Origin of the sequence: Ferrovibrio sp. (genome assembly GCF_019636075.1) — a bacterium.
GTDB lineage: Bacteria > Pseudomonadota > Alphaproteobacteria > Ferrovibrionales > Ferrovibrionaceae > Ferrovibrio.
The window spans coordinates 137,085-153,518 of the sequence record NZ_JAHBYG010000002.1 but is presented as its reverse complement, the minus strand read 5'-3'; the positions used below and the strand labels follow the sequence as shown (position 1 = coordinate 153,518).

The window sequence follows — 16,434 nt, the reverse complement described above, 5'->3', positions numbered from 1 at the left end:
TCACACTCCCAAAACCGAGGAAACCAGCAACTGCGTATAGGCATGCTGCGGATCGTCCAGCAATTGATCGGTCAAACCAGCCTCCACCACCTGGCCGCGTCGCATCACCATCAATCGGTCGGCCAGCAGGCGCGCTACGCCCAGATCATGAGTCACCAATATCACAGCAACATTATGCTCATGCACCAGGCGGCGCAGCAGGTCGAGCAAACGCGCCTGCACGGAAACATCCAAGCCGCCGGTGGGCTCATCCATCAGAACAATGCGCGGGTGGGTCACCAGATTGCGGGCAATCTGCAAGCGCTGCTGCATGCCGCCCGAGAATGTGCGCGGCGCATCATCCAGCCGCTCTTCCGGGATTTCCACCGCACGCAGCCAATCCTTGGCGATATTGCGTAAGTGCCCGTAATCGCGCTGGCCCAGCGCCATCATCGGTTCGCCGATATTGGCACCGGCCGAAAAACCCATACGCAGGCCATCGCGGGCATGCTGCTGCACGAAGCCCCATTCGCGGCGCATCAAGCGGCGGCGCTGCGCCTCGTTGGCGCCCAGCAATTCCACGATGCCTTCTTCGGTCGAGCGATAATGGATAAAGCCGCTATCGGCAGGCAGGCGGCCGGCCAAGATTTTCAGCAAGGTGGATTTGCCCGATCCGGACTCGCCCACAATACCCAACACCTCGCCGGGCCAAAGCTCCAGCGATACCTCACGGCAAGCCTGCTGACGGCCGAAACTCTTGTTGATGCCTTCCACATTCAGCAGCGGCATTTCCAACGCGCTCATTCCGCTGCCTCCAGATTTTCCGGCGGCGACATCCGGCCGCGATGGCCGGCTTCGCGCCGCTCTCCGCAATAATCGGTATCCGAACAGACGAACATCCGGTCGCCTTTGTCGTCCAGGATCACTTCATCCAGGAAACTGTCGGTGGCGCCGCATAGCGCGCAAGGTTCCGGCCAATGTTCGATCTCGAAAGGATGATCGGCAAAGTCCAGCGGCTTCACATCGGTATGCGGCGGCAAGGCATAGATGCGCTTTTCCCGGCCCGCGCCGAAAAGCTGCAAAGCGGGATTCATGTGCAGCTTCGGTGTATCGAATTTCGGGATCGGCGAACACCGCATCAAATACCGGCCATTCACCAGCACCGGATAATCATAAGCCGTGGAGATATGGCCATGCCGGGCGATATCCTCATACAGCTTAACATGCATTACGCCGTATTCAGACAACGCATGCATGATACGGGTTTCCGTCTCGCGCGGCTCCAGCCAGCGCAACGGCTCCGGGATCGGCACCTGATAAACCAGAATCTGCCCGGCCTGCAAAGGCGTTTCCGGCACGCGGTGGCGCGTCTGGATCAGCGTGGCCTGGCGGGTCTTCTCGGTGGTGGCAACGCCGGTCATGCGGGTGAAGAATCGGCGGATCGATACGGCATTGGTGGTGTCGTCGGCGCCTTGATCTATCACCTTAAGCACATCGTCGGCGCCGATCACCGCCGCCGTCACCTGCATACCGCCCGTGCCCCAACCATAAGGTAAAGGCATTTCGCGGCTGCCGAACGGCACCTGATAGCCCGGTATCGCCACCGCCTTCAAGATGGCACGCCGCAGCATGCGCTTGGTCTGCTCATCCAGAAAGCCGAAATTGTAATTGTCATCTGCGGTCATTGTGCGGCCTCCTCGAAGGCAGGGGCCGTATCGCCCGCCGCGATTTCCGCGCGCATCTTGCGCACCAGCGCCAGTTCGGCCTGGAAATCCACATGATGCGGCAGTTTCAGATGCTGCACGAAGCCGGATGCCTCCACATTATCGCCATGGTAGAGCACGAATTCCTGATCCTGCGCCGGCGCGGTTATATCCTCGCCCAATTCCTCGGCACGCAAGGCTCGATCCACCAAGGCCATGGCCATGGCTTTGCGTTCGGCATAACCGAAACTGAGCCCATACCCCCTGGTGAATTTCGGCGGTTCGGATTTCGAGCCGCGAAACTGGTTGATCATCTGGCATTCGGTCACGCCTATTTCGCCGATATCGACTGCGAAGCCGAGTTCAGGGATATCCAGTTCCACACGCACCATGCCACTGCGGATTTCGCCCACGAAGGGATGCGATTTTGCATAACCGCGCTGCGTGGAATAACCCAGCGCCAGCAGATAGCCCTCATCTGCGCGCGCCAGCGATTGCAGCCGAACCGCGCGGCTGGCGGGAAACATCAGCGGTTCGCGGGTGAGGTCGCCCACCACCTCATCATCGTCATCCGGACATTCCTGCTCTATCAAACCCTCGGCATTCAGCAGGTCCACCACTTGCGGCATGGCTTGCGGCAGGGTGCCACCCTGCTTTGCTTCCGATGGCTGCCGCTCCGCCTGCAGCGCAAAATCCAGCAGGCGATGGGTGTAATCGAAGGTCGGCCCCAGCAATTGCCCACCCGGCAAATCCTTGAAGGTGGCCGATATGCGGCGCGACACCTGCATGCCCTGGGTATCCAATGGCTCGGCCATACCAAGCCGGGGCAGAGTTGTGCGATAGGCCCTTAGTAGGAAAATCGCTTCCACCTGATCGCCACGCGCCTGCTTCAGCGCCAGTGCCGCTAAATCGCGGTCGTAGATCGATCCTTCCGTCATCACACGATCCACGGCCAGACTCATCTGCTCGCGAATCTGCGCCACATCGATTTCTGGCAACGCCATGTCGCCACGCCGATCTTCCGCCAGCAGCTTATGGGCATTTTCGATTGCGGCCTCGCCGCCTTTCACCGCCACATACATGTTATGCCCTCATGCCGATATGGCTGCTGCGCGGCAGACCGAGCATCGCATCGCCTGCGCAGAAATAGATATCCAGCCCGCGTGGAAAGGCATCGTTCAGCGCTGCGCGCTGCTGCCAGAAGGCATCCGTCAGGCCGCAGCTGGGCAAACCGATCTCGCCCAATATCCCCGGCCCGCGCGCCACGATTGCAGTTTCGTCGGTCAGATCGGGCACCTGGATCAGCAAGGTTGCGCCTTGTTCGGGCGCGATATCGCTGCCAAGCGAAAAAGCCTGCAGATCGGGCAGCGCATCGGCTTTGAGCAACACGATGGCAGCACGCGCGGAATCGGCAACCAGCGGGGCGCCGGTATGAAAACGCAGCCAGGTAGCTATTGCCGCGTCATCCAGCCCAGGCCCGAGCCAGACCGGCGTATCGTAATCCGCCAGGGTAAGCAAAGCGGCAGCCGGTGCCGCATCCAGAGCCTCCGGCCGGCCGCATGCAGCAGCTAAAGTGACGATGCAGCCAGGATGCGCCAAGGCATCCAGCAAGGCGCGAAACCCCTGCTGGCTGTCGCTCACCGGATCGGCGAAGCCAGGGGCCGGCGCCTGAGATATAGGTAAATCCTGAGATCGGGATGAAAGCTGGTTCATACGGCCTCTCAATCCTCGCCACGCACCATGGTGAAAAAATCCACCTTGGTGGCCGCAACCTTGGCGGCACGAACCGCGCGCTGCCGATTCAAGTGCTGTTCCAAAGGGGCCAACAGATCGCGTTCAATCTGCGCTGCATGATGGTCCTGTTGCGCCAAGGCATCGAACAAGGCCACCAGTTCCGCCTTGCGCCGGTCGCGCCCCTGCACATAGCCAACGCCCATACTGGCGCCTTCATCGTCCAGCACCACCACGCAGCGGCTCACCGTCATTTCGCCCAGATTGAAGCGCTGCCCCACGCCGCCGGCCCGCCCCCGCAGCATCACCAGGCCGGTTTCGGCTGGTTTGAGCATGCGATAGCCAGGGCGCTGCGGCAGTTCGGCCCATGCCGTTTCCAGCCGGGCGCGCTCAGCGCGTGCCAACAGAGCCAGACGCCGCTTGCGCGCGGCCTGGCCAGCAGCCTGGCCCGCAGCCTGGCCAGCAGACAGTGTTTCCGTTTGAGCGATGGGCGACACACAGACCTCTTGCGCATTTGTCTAAATTTGTCTAGACATCTATATCGTTAGCGATGTGTGGCTGCGTTATCAAGCCATGTCAGCGCGAAGTTTTTATGACAGCGGCATTGCGGATCTGAGACATGGGCACGGACTCTGGCGGAATTATCGAACGCGGGCCTGGGATCGAACGCGGTAATGGCATGGCGATCTGGCGCCAGGTGGCCAGCAGGCTGGAGCGTGAAATCCGTGCCGGCGAAATCGGTCCGGGCGAACGTTTGCCCACCGAAAAACTGCTTTCCGAACGCTTCGGCGTGAACCGCCACACGGTGCGCCAGGCAATGGCGCGGCTGGGTCAGCTGGGCCTGATCCGTATCGAGCAGGGCCGCGGCATGTTCGTGGCCGACAACATGCTGGATTATGCCCTGGGCCCGCGCACGCGCTTCACCGAAAACCTGCAAACCAAGCAGAAAACCGCCTTGCGCGAACTGATCTCAGCCGAGCGCGTGAAGGCACCGGCCGAGATTGCCCGCGCCCTGGGTCTGCCGCTCGGCGCCGAGCTTTGGCAGCTGGAAACCCTGAACCGCGCCGATGGCAAGCGCATCAGCGTAAGCCAGCGTTACTTTCCCGCCGAGCGCTTTCCCAATATGCCGGAATTGTTTCGCCGCCATGGCACCATCACGGCCGCGCTGGCGGCCGGCGGCGTAGCCGATTATCGCCGCCGCTCCACCCGCGTGAGCGCGCGCCTGCTCAATGCCGCGGAGGCACGCCTGCTGCAATTGCCGCGCAGCCGCGCCACCCTGCAAAGCGAGACGGTGAATATCGACCCCCAAGGCCGGCCGATCGAGTTCGTGCGCGCCGCCTTTGCCGCCGATCATGTGGTGCTCAGCATCGAACATACCGATTAACCGCCAAAAAATATTTTCCCGAAACCCGGTAAATCCGGCGCGGCAAAACGTCTTACCCAATAGGCGGGGGCTTGCCCTGCCCTGCTATCATTAATATTGATAGGCAGTCGCAAAAAATTGCCCCATCCACCGCCTTGCCGAGGATGCCAGCCGTGTTCAAGCCGCTGATCGCCGCCCTGTTCGTTTCCGCCAGCCTGGCTCTGGCCAGCCTCCCAGCCCGCGCCGCCACCCCTGAAGCCGTGCTGAATACCTATAGCGACATCGCCCAGGCAATGTATGGCGATGCGCTGCGCAGTGCACGGCATCTGCTGCGCAAGGTGGAAACCCTGACCGCCAAGCCATCCGAGCAGAACCTGATCGCCGCGCGCGACGCCTGGATTGCAGCCCGCGTGCCCTATCAGCAAACCGAGGTGTATCGCTTCGGCAATCCGATCGTGGATGAATGGGAAGGCCGGGTGAATGCCTGGCCACTGGATGAAGGCCTGATCGATTACGTCGACAGCGAAAAATACGGCGAAAGCTCGGATGCCAATCCGTGGTACGGCGCCAACATCATCGCCAATACCAAACTGGAAATCGGCGGCCGCAAGGTGGATACCAGCCGCATCACCTGGCGCACGCTGCGTGGCCTGCAGGAAGTGGGCGGCGTGGAAGCCAATGTGGCCACCGGCTATCACGCCGTGGAGTTTCTGCTCTGGGGCCAGGATCTGAACGGCACCGGCCCCGGCGCCGGCAACCGGCCCTGGACCGATTATGCCAAGGGCGCCGCCTGCACCAATGGCAATTGCGACCGCCGCGCCGCCTATCTGCTGGTGGCCACGCAATTGCTGGTGGACGATCTGGCCTGGATGGCTGGGCAATGGGGCCCGCAAGGCGAAGCGCGCAAGCATCTGCTGGCCGATCCCAATGCCGGCATTGCCACCATGGTTACCGGCCTGGGCAGCCTGGCCTATGGCGAATTGGCAGGCGAACGCATGAAGCTGGGCCTGCTGCTGCATGATCCCGAGGAAGAGCATGATTGCTTCTCAGACAACACTCACAATTCGCATTACTACAATGTAGTGGGCATGCAGGCGATCTATCTCGGGCGGTATGGCAAGATCAGCGGCCCGGGGCTGACGGCGTTGGTGGCCGAAAAGGCGTCGGCACTGGATAGCGAAATGCGCGGCAAGCTTGATGCCTCGTTGGCTGCCATGGGCAAGGTGAAGCAGCGTGCCGAAACCGTGGAGCGTTACGATCAGATGCTGGCCGAGGGCAATGCCGAAGGCGCTGCCGTACTGGAGGGCGCCATCGCAGCCCTGATCGATCAAACCCGCACGCTGGAGCGTATCAGCGCGGCGCTGCAACTCGGCAAGGTCGCCTTCGAGGGGTCCGACAGCCTGGATTCACCTGACAAGGTTGGTAAAAAGTGAACCGCTTTTTTCTGTTCAGTACGCTTCTGGCCCTTGGCGTCGCGCTTGCGGGCAACAGCCTCTCCGATACCGGCGAGGACAAGCCCGGCGGTGCCGCCACCAGCAAAGGCCCACGCAACCGCAGCGCCTTTTCCAATCCTTCCGGCAATCTGCCATTCGACAAGCAACTCGATTTCAAGGTCGGCGATGGCGTGTTCCGCAAGCTCTGGGTGGCAGCGCCCTCCTCCACCAAGAGTTCCGATGGATTGGGCCCGCTGTTCAACGCACGCGCTTGCCAGGCCTGCCATTTGAAGGATGGACGCGGTCGGCCGCCTGCTGCCGGTGAAACCCCATCCTCGTTGCTCTTCGCCCTGGCGCGCGCCGATGGCTCGGCCGATCCGGTTTATGGCCATCAGCTGCAAACCTTCGGCACCCAGGGCCATGCCGCCGAAGCCAATGTGGAAACCACCCATGAGTTGCGCCCGATAACCCTGACCGATGGCATGGTGGTGACGCTGCGCAAACCGCATTACAAGCTGGTCGATCCCGGTTATGGCCCGTTTGATCGCACCACAACCATAGCGCCGCGTATCGCACCGCCGATGATCGGCATGGGCTTGCTGGAGTTGATTCCTGAAGCCGATATCATGGCGCGCGCCGATCCCGAGGATCTGAACGGCGATGGCATACGCGGCCGCTTCCGCCGCGTGCCCAGCCCATCGGAAGGCGGCGCCATGAAGCTTGGCCGTTTCGGCTGGAAGACCGGTACAGCCTCTGTGGCGGACCAGACCGCCACCGCATTCAAGAACGATATGGGGCTTTCCACGCCGATCTTCCCGGAGGATTATGGCGATTGCACGCCGGCACAGAAAACCTGCCGCGAGGCCCCGCATGGTTCGGAAGGCAATGAACCGGAAGTGCCGCAGAAGCTGTTCGATCTCACGGTATTCTATGCCCATCATCTGGCGGTGCCGGCGCGCGAGGGCATTGCCGCACCGGCAGTGCGCCAAGGCCAGAAGCTGTTCAACGATATCGGTTGCGCCGCTTGCCACACGCCCAAACACGTCACCGGCCGGAGCGACAGCTTCCCCGAGCTTTCGGGCCAGACCATCTGGCCCTATACCGACATGCTGCTGCACGATATGGGCGACGATCTGGCAGACCCCAACGGCTTGGACGGATCCTCGCCGCTGGGAAGAGTGTGGCGCACCCAGCCGCTTTGGGGCCTAGGCCTGACACGGCGGGTGAATGACCATTTCTACCTGCTGCATGATGGCCGCGCCGATGGCATTCTGGAGGCCGTTCTCTGGCATGGCGGCGAGGCAGCCAAGGCACGCGACCGTGTAATCGCGCTATCCGGATCAGACCGCGAAGCCCTACTGGCATTTCTGGAGTCGCTGTAATGCGCAAGATGCTGTTCGCCCTGCTGCTGGCCAGCCTTTGTTATACCCAGGCTGTGCACGCCGCGCCGGATTATCGCGCCATCAATAGCGAGGCCGTGCAGGCGCATATCCTGCCGCGCCTGGCCAAGTTGCAAAGCACCACGCGTGCCTTCGCCGATGCCGCCAAGCCCGGCTGCGGCGAGCGCGAGGCTTTGCGCAGGGGCTGGCAGCAGGCAATGCTGGCCTGGCAGGGCGTGCAACATCTGCGCTTTGGCCCGGTGCTGCTGTTCAATCGCTATCAGCGCTTCGCCTATTGGCCCGATCCGCGCAACAGCATTCCGCGCCAGATGAACGAATTATTCGCCTCCGGCAAGCTGCCCGATTTCCATGCCGGCAGCATCGCCGTGCAGGGCATGGGCGCGCTGGAACGCGTGCTGTTCGATGGCAAGGAAACCGCTAAACTGGAAGACGATGCCTTCCGTTGCCAATGGCTGCAGGCGGCAACCGAAAACCTTGCCGGCATGGCCAAGGATATCAACGACGATTGGGGCAAGGGCCGCAATTACGCCCAACAATTCGTGGCAGCCAAGGGTGATCTGGTGGTTTATGCCGGGCCTGAAGAGGCCACGCTTGATCTGTTCAAGGCACTGCACGCGGCAGTGGAGCTTGTAGCCGATCACAAGCTCAATCGACCGATGGGAAAATCCCTGCGCGAACAGAAGCCGATGGCTGCCGAATATTGGCGCAGCGGCATGTCTGGCGCCGCCATCGCCGCCAATATCGCCGCAGCGCGCGAATTGTTTGCCGCCATGGCCGCCAAAGTGCCGGATCGCGCTCTGGCAGCCGATCTGAGCAAGCGGTTCGATGATCTGGCAAGCCGCACCGCCGCATTGCATCTTGAAGATGCGCTAGCCGACCCCTCTGCCCGGCCTGGCCTTGAAAAGCTCCGCGCCGATCTACTTGCGGTGAAATCCATGCTGGCTGAAAAGCTGGCGCCTACATTGGAAATTCCAGTGGGCTTCAATGCGCTGGATGGCGACTGACATGACGCGGATCAGTCGGCGCGGCCTGCTGGGGGCAGCTATTGCCCTGCCATTTGCATCGCGCATGGCTTTTGCGGCCCAGCAAGCCAAAGCCGCTCTGCTTACCTGCGGCGCCGATGTAACGGGCGATGCGCTGTTCGGCCTGGATGCCGCTGGCACGCCGCTCTGGCGCCATGCACTTCCCGGTCGCGGCCATGGCATGGGCATCGCGCCCGATGGTAAAAGCGCCGTGCTGGCTGCGCGGCGGCCCGATCACTGGCTGCTGCGGCTTGATCTGCAAACCGGCGCAACCGCACTCTGGCCCAGCCAGGATCTGGCCTTTGGCGGCCACGCCATCTTTCTGGATGAGCATCGCATTGCCGCCACGGCCAGCGATGCCGATGGCCTGGGCTGTATCGCCGTGCTGGAAGCGCAAACCGGCAAGCGGATCGCATTATGGCCTACCGAAGGGGTCGATCCCCACGAATTGCTGCTGCTGGATGGCCAGCTGGCGGTGGCCAATGGCGGCGATGCACTGGATAAATCCAGTCTCATTCTGATGGGTATTGCCAATGGCGAAATTCTCAGCCTGCGCGCAGTACCCGACGAATTGAGGCGGCTGAGCCTGCGCCATATGGCAGTGTTGAGTGATGGTCGCGTGGCCGTCGGCGCGCAGGATCGCGGCAATGCCGATCCGGGGATTCCGCTGTTGGTTTTCTGGCGCGGCGACGATCTCGAATGGCAGCCGCTTGGCAAGGCGCAGGGCGATCTGCGCGGCTATTGCGGATCGTTGGCGACTGGGAGCGATGGCCTTTATATCACCTCGCCCCATGGCGGGCTGGCTGTGCATCACCCCGATGGCAGCAGCCTGTATATGCCCGATATCTGCGGCGCCGCGCCGCTGCAAGGCGGATTTCTGTTCAGCGGCGGGCGCGGCGATATGATCCTGCCCGATGGTCGGCGCCGCAATCTGCCAATTGCTTGGGACAACCATATTCGCGCTACAGGCGCATGATTGCCCCTGTATTTTCGCCCAGACTTGCCAAGCTATAAAACCGATAAAGTTTCGCACGAATAAATTTTGCTCCGCCCAAACTTGTGCGACCTGCCGGCCAGAGCAAATATGCAGGCGAAATACCTGTTCAAGGGAGGAGTCTCGAAATGACCTTCAGTCATCCGGAAACCATTGCATTGCATGCCGGCTATCGCGCCGACCCAACCACCGGCGCCGTAGCGGTGCCGATCTATCAAACCACATCGTATCAATTCCGCGATGCCGACCACGCTGCCAATCTGTTTGCGCTGAAGGAATTCGGCAATATCTACACCCGCATCATGAATCCCACGCTGGACGTGCTGGAACAGCGCATCACGGCTCTGGAGGGCGGTGCCGCCGCGCTTGCCGTTGCATCCGGCCAGGCAGCCTCGGCACTTGCGTTGCAGAACCTGGCTGTGGCCGGCGACAACGTGGTGAGTTCCACCGATCTCTATGGCGGCACCTGGAATCTGTTTGCCAATACGCTGAAGCAGCAGGGCATCGAAGTGCGCTTCGTCGATCCCGCAGACCCGGAAAATTTCCGCCGCGCCACCGATGCGCGCACGCGGGCCTATTACGCCGAAACCCTGCCCAACCCCAAGCTATCGGTTTTCCCCATCGCCGAAGTGGCTGCCATCGGCCGTCCCTTGGGCATTCCGCTGATCGTGGATAACACGGCTGCACCGATCCTGGCGAAGCCCCTCGCCCATGGCGCTGCCGTGGTGGTGTATTCCACCACCAAATATATCGGCGGCCATGGCACCTCGATCGGCGGGATCATCGTGGATGGCGGAAATTTCGACTGGGCGGCGCATCCCGCACGTCAGCCTTTGCTGAATCAGCCCGATCCCAGCTATCATGGCGCAGTATGGACCGAAGCCGTGAAGCCGATCGGCCCGGTGGCCTATATCATCAAGGCGCGCGTAACCCTGCTGCGCGATCTTGGTGCGGCGCTCAGCCCGTTCAATGGCTTCCAGATCATCCAGGGCCTGGAAACCCTGCCGCTGCGCATCCGCGAGCATAGCCGCAATGCCGCTGCCGTTGCCGAATTCCTGAGCAAGCATCCTGCCGTCGCCAAGGTGATCTATCCCGGCCTGCAAAGCGGCGAAAGTCGCAAACGTGCCGATACGTATCTCAAGGGCGGTTATGGCGGTCTGCTGGGCTTCGAACTCAAGGGTGGCCTGCAAGCCGGCCGCACATTCATCGACGCCCTGAAACTGTTCTATCACGTGGCGAATATCGGCGATGCCCGCAGCCTGGCCATCCATCCGGCCTCCACCACCCATAGCCAGCTGACCGTTGAAGAACAGGCACAAAGCGGTGTCACGCCCGGCTATGTGCGGCTATCCATCGGCATCGAGCATATCGACGATATCCTCGCCGATCTCACTGCTGCGCTTTCCAGCCTCTGATTTAGGGGATAATACGGTTTCGCCGTAATTCGGCCATCGATTGCAGGAAGATTTCCTCGCTGTCGATGGCCTCGGCGAAACCGGCCTGCCTGATTTTCACCGTGGACGAAACATCGTCCCAGGTATTGGCCATCAAGCCATCGCCATAGGCCCAGCCGGCAAGGTCCGCCATGCTGTAGGGCTGCAAACCATGCTTGGCCACAACGGCATCCCAGACCGGCGCCTTATCGGCCATCATGGTGGCAAGCGACAAGGTTTGCACCGGACCGGTCGACATGTCGAAAAACGCCGCAACACGTGGCCAAAGGTCGCACCAGCGGAAAACATCCCCGTTGGTGACATTGAAAGCCGCATTGGCCGCTTCCGGTGCGATTGCCGCCCATAGCATGGCACGGTTGAGCAGGTCCACATGGGTGGATTGCGAGAACTTGCTCCAGGTGGCGGCAGGCCCGGGAAAGCACAGCGGCAAACCAAGCTGTTTCGACAACGCGGCATAAACCGCCAGCAGCATGATCAGGTTGTTGCCAGTGCCGGTGGAAAAGCCCCACACAGTATGGGGCCGCAACGCACACCAGGTCCAGCCGCCCTGCCGGCAGCGGGCTTCCGCCACATCCTGCTGGTCGTGATAGAAATTCGGCGGCATGTGGCGCGGATGATCTTCTTTGGCCGGCACGCGGTAAGGACCGAGATGCGAACCGTACCATTTGGTGCCATGCACCAGCACCACGCGCTGCAATGGTGCCTTCGCCGCCGCCAGAGCATCGAGGCTATGCTCCATCAGCAGGCGATTCACCCGTGCTTCATCGGAAGGATTCTTGCCCGGCACGCGCGCGCAAACAAAAAGATGCGTTATGCCGCCCAGCTTGGGCGCCATGGCAAGCGCGGCCGAGCGGTCGGTGAGATCGGCAGCGATATGATCGGGATCTTCGGGCAATGCGCGCCGCGATACGCCGATACTGTGCCAGCCTGGGGTAGCGGCCAGCAGCTTGCGCATATTGGCGCCGACGATACCTACATCGCCAACGATCAAAGCTTGCGGCATATCAGCTCCCTTTCGGCGCGCGCTGCTTCAGAGGCCGGAAATCGAATACGCCCTCACGCTGGCGCGGATCCTCGCCCGCCTTGAATATTTGCGTTTTTTGCAGCTTCTGCGTGGCAGTGGTGGGCAACCGATCAACGAACAAAATCCAGCCCGGCACCTTGAAATACGCCAAGCGCTGCAAACTGGCTTCCACAATGGCCTGGGCAGCAGCACGATCCTTGCCTGCGCCGTCGCGCGGAATGATGCACGCCATCACTTCTTCTTCACGCAATTCATCAGGCACCGCCAGCACGGCAACTTCGGTTATGCCGGGCAATTCGCGCAGGCAGGCCTCGATCTCGGCCGCCGCGATATTCTGGCCCGAACGGCGGATCATATGTTTCTTGCGGTCGACGAAATGCACCACGCCCTGTTCGTCACGCCGCACGATATCGCCGGTATGGAACCAGCCTCCGCGCCAGGTGGTGGCTGTTGTTTCCGGGTCGCGGAAATATTCGCGGAAGAAACCCTTGCGCGGATCGTTGCCTTTACGCCGGATCACCAATTCGCCTAGCCCCGGCCCCTGCACCAGCGCATCGGCATCATCCTGCAAGCCGATTTCCACATCCCAGAGCGGCTGGCCGATGCTGCGGGTTTCGATATGCCGCGGCTCGTGATTGGCTGCCGTGACGATGCCAAGTTCCGACATGCCCCAGACCTCGATCAGCGGAAAGCCGAACCGCTTCTCGAAAGCGCCATGCAAGGCCGGATCGATGCCGGCCCCCACACCGAAACGCACACCATGGGCCCGCTCCTCGGGGCTTGCCGGCATGTTCATCATTACCGGCGGAATGATGCCGAGATAATGGATCATGGTGGCGCGTGTGGCGGCCAGGTCTGCCCAGAAGCTTTTCGGATGGAAACGATCCGGAAAGATCATGCAATTGCCGGTGAGGATCATCGCCGGGTTGGAGATCGACACGCTGTTGGCATAAAAAAGCGGCAGCGGATTATACAGCCGCTCGGCTTCCGGCCGCACGGCCATGGCCCCGCCGGCACGATTATATCGTGCGGCGGCAAAGAACAGATATTCGTTGTCGATCATGCAGCCTTTGGGCAGGCCGGTGGTACCCGAGGTATAGAGCAGCACGGTTTCGCTGCCTCGATCCGGCGGCGTCGAAGACGCGGCGCGGCGTGCACGCGGCAGCTCTGCCATATGCGACAATCCGCAAACCGGCGGCTTGCCGGCAATGCCTCGCGCCACGGCCAGCACATCAGCCACACGATGATCCAGCACCACCGCCAGGTCGCTGCCGGAATGCTCCAGCAGATAGGCCATGTCATGCGCGCGGTAATCCGGATTGATCGGGATGGCACAACACCCAAGGCGGTTCAGCGCCAGGAAATGCACCAGAAAATCCGGCCGGTTTTCCAGCAACAGCGCCACCCGATGGCCATGGCCATAACCAGCACGGCCATAGGCCTGGGCTGCCGCCTCCACCCGTTCGGCGGTTTCGCCATAGCTCCATTCCAGGCCATCCGGCGCGTAATCGCGGCCCCGTGCCGGCGGCACAGCGATACAAGCCAGGCCAGGCTTGCGCCGAACCACAGCCTGGAAGGCATCATCCAGCGTGCGAAAGGCCGTATCGTCGATCATGCCGCCTTAAGCGCCTTGCTGGGCCGGAACAGCACCTGCGGCATCGCTTCGTTGCTGTTCGGCTGGGCCAGTTCCAGCGACATGCCGATTTTCAGGCTATCCAGCGGCACGTCTTCTATATTGGCGATCAAGCGAATGCCCGGCGCCTCGGCAAAGGTGACCATCGCCACCACATAAGGCACCTTGTCGTTATAAGCCGGCGAAAACGGATGCCGCACCACGGTCCAGCTCCACAATTCGCCAGCGCCGCGCATCGGTTTCCAATCGATATCGCTGCTTTGGCAATGCGGGCAAATCTTCATCGGATACCAATGCAGCTTGCCACAGGCATTACAATGCGGAAAAGCAACACGCCCCTCACGCAGATGCGCGAAGAAACCATGGAATTCGGGATTGATCTCGTTCAATTCAGCCATATCGCTCACCGACCCAACAGCAATACGCCGTAATCGGGCACGGATAGCCCGGTTACCATGCCGATTTCCGCATTCTTCACCTGGGCATTGCCGGCCTCGCCGCGCAATTGCCGCACGGCCTCCACCACATGCTCGGCGCCGAGCAGGTAGGAATGCGACAATAGCCCGCCATGGGTGTTCACCGGCAACTTGCCCTCGATACCCGTGCCCTGCTCACGCACGAAAGCGCCCGCTTCGCCTTTTTTGCAGAAGCCCAGGTCCTCGATCTGCATCAGGCAGGATATGGTAAAGCAATCGTAGATCTCGGCGAAATTCACCGCACCCAACCCGATACCGGCCTCGCGCAAGGCGCGCCCGCAGGCTTCCTTGGCGCCAGGCATGGTCAATTGCGCCGGCTTCTGGGTGAAGATGTCGTCGCCGCTCAAGGGCTCGCTGGCATAGCCGCAGCCCATCACCTTGATCGGTTTCTTGCGGCAATCCCGCGCGCGATCCATCCGCGTCATCACGAAAGCGACGGCGCCATCGGTGATCAGGCAGCAATCGGCTGCACGCAGCGGATCGGAAATCATGCGAGAGGCATAATAATCATCCATGCTGAGTGCCTTCTGCACCTGGCCGCGGCCATTGCGCAACGCACTGGCGCGCTGCGTGGTGGCAATGGCTGCCAAATCGGCCTCGGTAAGGCCATATTCATGCATGTAGCGCCGCGCCCAGAGCGCGAAATAAGATGGCTGGCCATTGAAACCCTGGGGCTTCTCGAAAGCCATCTTGGCGGGATACATGTTGTGGAAACCATATGGGCCCTCGGCCCGGCTGCCCCAATCCACGCCGAAATAGAATACGACTACATCGGCCAGGCCGGCGCGCAGCGCCATGCGGGCCAGCATGGGGGCGCAGGCAATGCCTGTGCCGCCATAAGACATGCCACCATCAAAACGCCGGGTGATGCCGAATTGCGCCGCCATGTATTCGCGCGGCACGCTGCCCGGCATGATCACGCCGTCGCTGATAATGCCATCCACTTCGCTGGGCGCAATGCCTGCATCATCCAGCGCCATCTGCACGGCCTCGATGGAGAGCGCGCGAATGTCGCGGTCGGCGCGCCGTGTCGGCTTGGTCTGCCCAATCCCGACGATCGCAATATCATCATCCGCCATGCCTAACCCCTTCATGCTTTACGCCAGAAACAATCGGCGCGCCGGATACACCGGCGCGCCGACCAAGGTTTACTTCGGGAACCGCTGCTCGTAGTTGGATTGCGGCACATACTTGGCCAGAATCGCCTGATACTGCTTCAGGTATTCTTCCACATTGGCATCGGTACGGGCCTGGCGGGTCTTGATCCATTCCGCCTTCAACGCATCGTAATCCGTGGTCTTCTTCCAGGCGTCCACTTCCGCCGGGGTGAAGCGATAGAACTTCACGCCCTTGGCCTGGGCATCCTTCACGGTCGCAGCATCGCCCTCTTCCACCAGCGCGATGGACTTCTTGGGGAATTCGCGCCGCATCTTGGCCATTTCCTGCTTCACATTGTCAGGCAGGCCTTTGTAGAGATCGAGGTTCATCACCAAGCCGCAGGTATAGTAGGTGCCCATGGCCGGGGCGATCAGCGTCTTGGTCAGCGGCAGCCAGTTTTCCGGCCCCGGCATCCAGAGCGGAATGCCGATATAGCCATCGATCGCGCCGGTCTGCATGCTGGTGTAGATTTCGGCGGTCGACATCGGCACCGGGATCATGCCGCCGGCCTTGCCGGCAATCTTGCCCAGATCGCCATAGGCGCGCACTTTGAGGCCCTTCAGATCGGCAGCCGACTTGATCTCCTTGTTGACGCCGATGATGGTGGCCGAAGGCGCATCGAAGGCCACAAGCTCAACATTCTGCTTATGGTATTCGCGGCGCAGCGCATCGTTGGTTTCATACATTTCATGCAGTGCCGCAGAAACCGCATCGCCCTTGTCGCTCACATAGGGCAGTTCCGCCATCGAGGTAAGCGGCAACAGAGCCGGCGTGTAGCCGGTGCAGAAATAGCCCACATCGGCAACCCGCTTGCCAACGCCGGTAAGATGATCTCCGGCCTTCATCAGAGCCGAGAGATAGAGCTTGTCCTTCACCTTCACAAAGCCGTTGGTGCGGGCGCTGAGCTCGTCGAGAAACACTTCATACTGGCGATTGGAGGTGGAACCCTGCGCCACATATGTGGAATACACGAGATTGACCTGAGCCTGTGCGGTTTCGGCCGCACCGGCGAATGCAAACGGGAGCAACAAAGCACCCGTCTTCAGCAGTTTAGAGATAGTCAT

General features: G+C 61.3%; 16 protein-coding genes. 6 read left to right on the top strand and 10 right to left on the bottom strand.

Features of this window, described 5'->3' with window-relative positions:
- Genes phnK through phnG form a run of 5 tightly spaced genes read right to left on the bottom strand, consistent with a single transcriptional unit; the run spans window position 1 to window position 3,910 of the window.
- A complete protein-coding gene (gene phnK, locus KF827_RS01870; protein WP_367273106.1) occupies window positions 1-783 on the bottom strand; it encodes a phosphonate C-P lyase system protein PhnK in 783 nt (260 codons plus the stop codon).
- The gene (locus KF827_RS01865; RefSeq protein WP_290999025.1) at window positions 780-1,664 is read right to left on the bottom strand and encodes an alpha-D-ribose 1-methylphosphonate 5-phosphate C-P-lyase PhnJ; all 885 of its coding nucleotides are present in this window, start codon (window positions 1,662-1,664) and stop codon (window positions 780-782) included. Before KF827_RS01865 ends, phnK begins: the two co-directional genes overlap by 4 nt.
- Window positions 1,661-2,764 carry a carbon-phosphorus lyase complex subunit PhnI gene (locus tag KF827_RS01860; RefSeq protein WP_290999021.1) on the bottom strand — a complete coding sequence of 368 codons (1,104 nt, stop codon included), beginning with the start codon at window positions 2,762-2,764 and terminating at the stop codon, window positions 1,661-1,663. Before KF827_RS01860 ends, KF827_RS01865 begins: the two co-directional genes overlap by 4 nt.
- A gap of 1 nt (window position 2,765) precedes the next feature.
- Entirely contained in the window at window positions 2,766-3,395 is a 630-nt protein-coding gene (gene phnH, locus KF827_RS01855) for a phosphonate C-P lyase system protein PhnH (protein ID WP_290999018.1), read from the bottom strand.
- 8 nt (window positions 3,396-3,403) lie between these two features.
- Window positions 3,404-3,910 carry a phosphonate C-P lyase system protein PhnG gene (phnG, locus tag KF827_RS01850; RefSeq protein ID WP_290999013.1) on the bottom strand — a complete coding sequence of 169 codons (507 nt, stop codon included), beginning with the start codon at window positions 3,908-3,910 and terminating at the stop codon, window positions 3,404-3,406.
- A 122-nt stretch (window positions 3,911-4,032) separates the two neighbouring features.
- Between phnG and phnF the strand changes: the two genes are divergently transcribed.
- From phnF to KF827_RS01820, 6 genes are all read left to right on the top strand, one after another.
- On the top strand, window positions 4,033-4,797 hold the full coding sequence (gene phnF, locus KF827_RS01845) for a phosphonate metabolism transcriptional regulator PhnF (protein WP_290999010.1): 765 nt from the start codon (window positions 4,033-4,035) through the stop codon (window positions 4,795-4,797).
- A gap of 152 nt (window positions 4,798-4,949) precedes the next feature.
- Window positions 4,950-6,209, top strand: a complete 1,260-nt coding sequence (locus KF827_RS01840; protein WP_290999006.1) for an imelysin family protein — start codon at window positions 4,950-4,952, stop codon at window positions 6,207-6,209.
- On the top strand, window positions 6,206-7,591 hold the full coding sequence (locus tag KF827_RS01835) for a di-heme oxidoredictase family protein (RefSeq protein WP_290999003.1): 1,386 nt from the start codon (window positions 6,206-6,208) through the stop codon (window positions 7,589-7,591). Before KF827_RS01840 ends, KF827_RS01835 begins: the two co-directional genes overlap by 4 nt.
- Window positions 7,591-8,613, top strand: coding sequence for an imelysin family protein (locus KF827_RS01830; protein WP_290999000.1), 1,023 nt, complete (start codon window positions 7,591-7,593; stop codon window positions 8,611-8,613). Before KF827_RS01835 ends, KF827_RS01830 begins: the two co-directional genes overlap by 1 nt.
- Window position 8,614: 1 nt before the next feature.
- On the top strand, window positions 8,615-9,607 hold the full coding sequence (locus KF827_RS01825) for a DUF1513 domain-containing protein (RefSeq protein WP_290998995.1): 993 nt from the start codon (window positions 8,615-8,617) through the stop codon (window positions 9,605-9,607).
- 146 nt (window positions 9,608-9,753) lie between these two features.
- Entirely contained in the window at window positions 9,754-11,040 is a 1,287-nt protein-coding gene (locus tag KF827_RS01820) for an O-acetylhomoserine aminocarboxypropyltransferase/cysteine synthase family protein (RefSeq protein ID WP_290998992.1), read from the top strand.
- Window position 11,041: 1 nt separating this feature from the next.
- Here the strand turns inward: KF827_RS01820 and KF827_RS01815 are convergent, their stop codons facing one another.
- The 5 genes from KF827_RS01815 to dctP all read right to left on the bottom strand — a co-directional run bounded on the left by KF827_RS01815 (window position 11,042) and on the right by dctP (window position 16,434).
- Window positions 11,042-12,082 (bottom strand): SDR family oxidoreductase, encoded by a 1,041-nt coding sequence (locus KF827_RS01815; protein ID WP_290998989.1) that lies wholly within the window; start codon window positions 12,080-12,082, stop codon window positions 11,042-11,044.
- A 1-nt stretch (window position 12,083) separates the two neighbouring features.
- Window positions 12,084-13,718, bottom strand: coding sequence for an AMP-binding protein (locus KF827_RS01810; protein WP_290998984.1), 1,635 nt, complete (start codon window positions 13,716-13,718; stop codon window positions 12,084-12,086).
- Window positions 13,715-14,134 (bottom strand): OB-fold domain-containing protein, encoded by a 420-nt coding sequence (locus tag KF827_RS01805; RefSeq protein WP_290998980.1) that lies wholly within the window; start codon window positions 14,132-14,134, stop codon window positions 13,715-13,717. Before KF827_RS01805 ends, KF827_RS01810 begins: the two co-directional genes overlap by 4 nt.
- 5 nt (window positions 14,135-14,139) lie before the next feature.
- A complete protein-coding gene (locus KF827_RS01800; protein WP_290998977.1) occupies window positions 14,140-15,291 on the bottom strand; it encodes a thiolase family protein in 1,152 nt (383 codons plus the stop codon).
- A 69-nt stretch (window positions 15,292-15,360) separates the two neighbouring features.
- Complete coding sequence (dctP, locus tag KF827_RS01795; RefSeq protein WP_290998971.1) at window positions 15,361-16,434, bottom strand: TRAP transporter substrate-binding protein DctP; 1,074 nt, start codon at window positions 16,432-16,434, stop codon at window positions 15,361-15,363.

Excerpts from the sequence above, each read along its gene's own strand:
- phnK (WP_367273106.1), bottom strand. The coding sequence starts at position 783 with ATGAGCGCGTTGGAAATGCCGCTGCTGAATGTGGAAGGCATCAACAAG.
- KF827_RS01865 (WP_290999025.1), bottom strand. The coding sequence starts at position 1,664 with ATGACCGCAGATGACAATTACAATTTCGGCTTTCTGGATGAGCAGACC.
- KF827_RS01860 (WP_290999021.1), bottom strand. The coding sequence starts at position 2,764 with ATGTATGTGGCGGTGAAAGGCGGCGAGGCCGCAATCGAAAATGCCCAT.
- phnH (WP_290999018.1), bottom strand. The coding sequence starts at position 3,395 with ATGAACCAGCTTTCATCCCGATCTCAGGATTTACCTATATCTCAGGCG.
- phnF (WP_290999010.1), top strand. The coding sequence starts at position 4,033 with ATGGGCACGGACTCTGGCGGAATTATCGAACGCGGGCCTGGGATCGAA.
- KF827_RS01830 (WP_290999000.1), top strand. The coding sequence starts at position 7,591 with ATGCGCAAGATGCTGTTCGCCCTGCTGCTGGCCAGCCTTTGTTATACC.
- KF827_RS01825 (WP_290998995.1), top strand. The coding sequence starts at position 8,615 with ATGACGCGGATCAGTCGGCGCGGCCTGCTGGGGGCAGCTATTGCCCTG.
- KF827_RS01820 (WP_290998992.1), top strand. The coding sequence starts at position 9,754 with ATGACCTTCAGTCATCCGGAAACCATTGCATTGCATGCCGGCTATCGC.
- KF827_RS01815 (WP_290998989.1), bottom strand. The coding sequence starts at position 12,082 with ATGCCGCAAGCTTTGATCGTTGGCGATGTAGGTATCGTCGGCGCCAAT.
- KF827_RS01810 (WP_290998984.1), bottom strand. The coding sequence starts at position 13,718 with ATGATCGACGATACGGCCTTTCGCACGCTGGATGATGCCTTCCAGGCT.
- KF827_RS01805 (WP_290998980.1), bottom strand. The coding sequence starts at position 14,134 with ATGGCTGAATTGAACGAGATCAATCCCGAATTCCATGGTTTCTTCGCG.
- KF827_RS01800 (WP_290998977.1), bottom strand. The coding sequence starts at position 15,291 with ATGGCGGATGATGATATTGCGATCGTCGGGATTGGGCAGACCAAGCCG.
- dctP (WP_290998971.1), bottom strand. The coding sequence starts at position 16,434 with ATGACTATCTCTAAACTGCTGAAGACGGGTGCTTTGTTGCTCCCGTTT.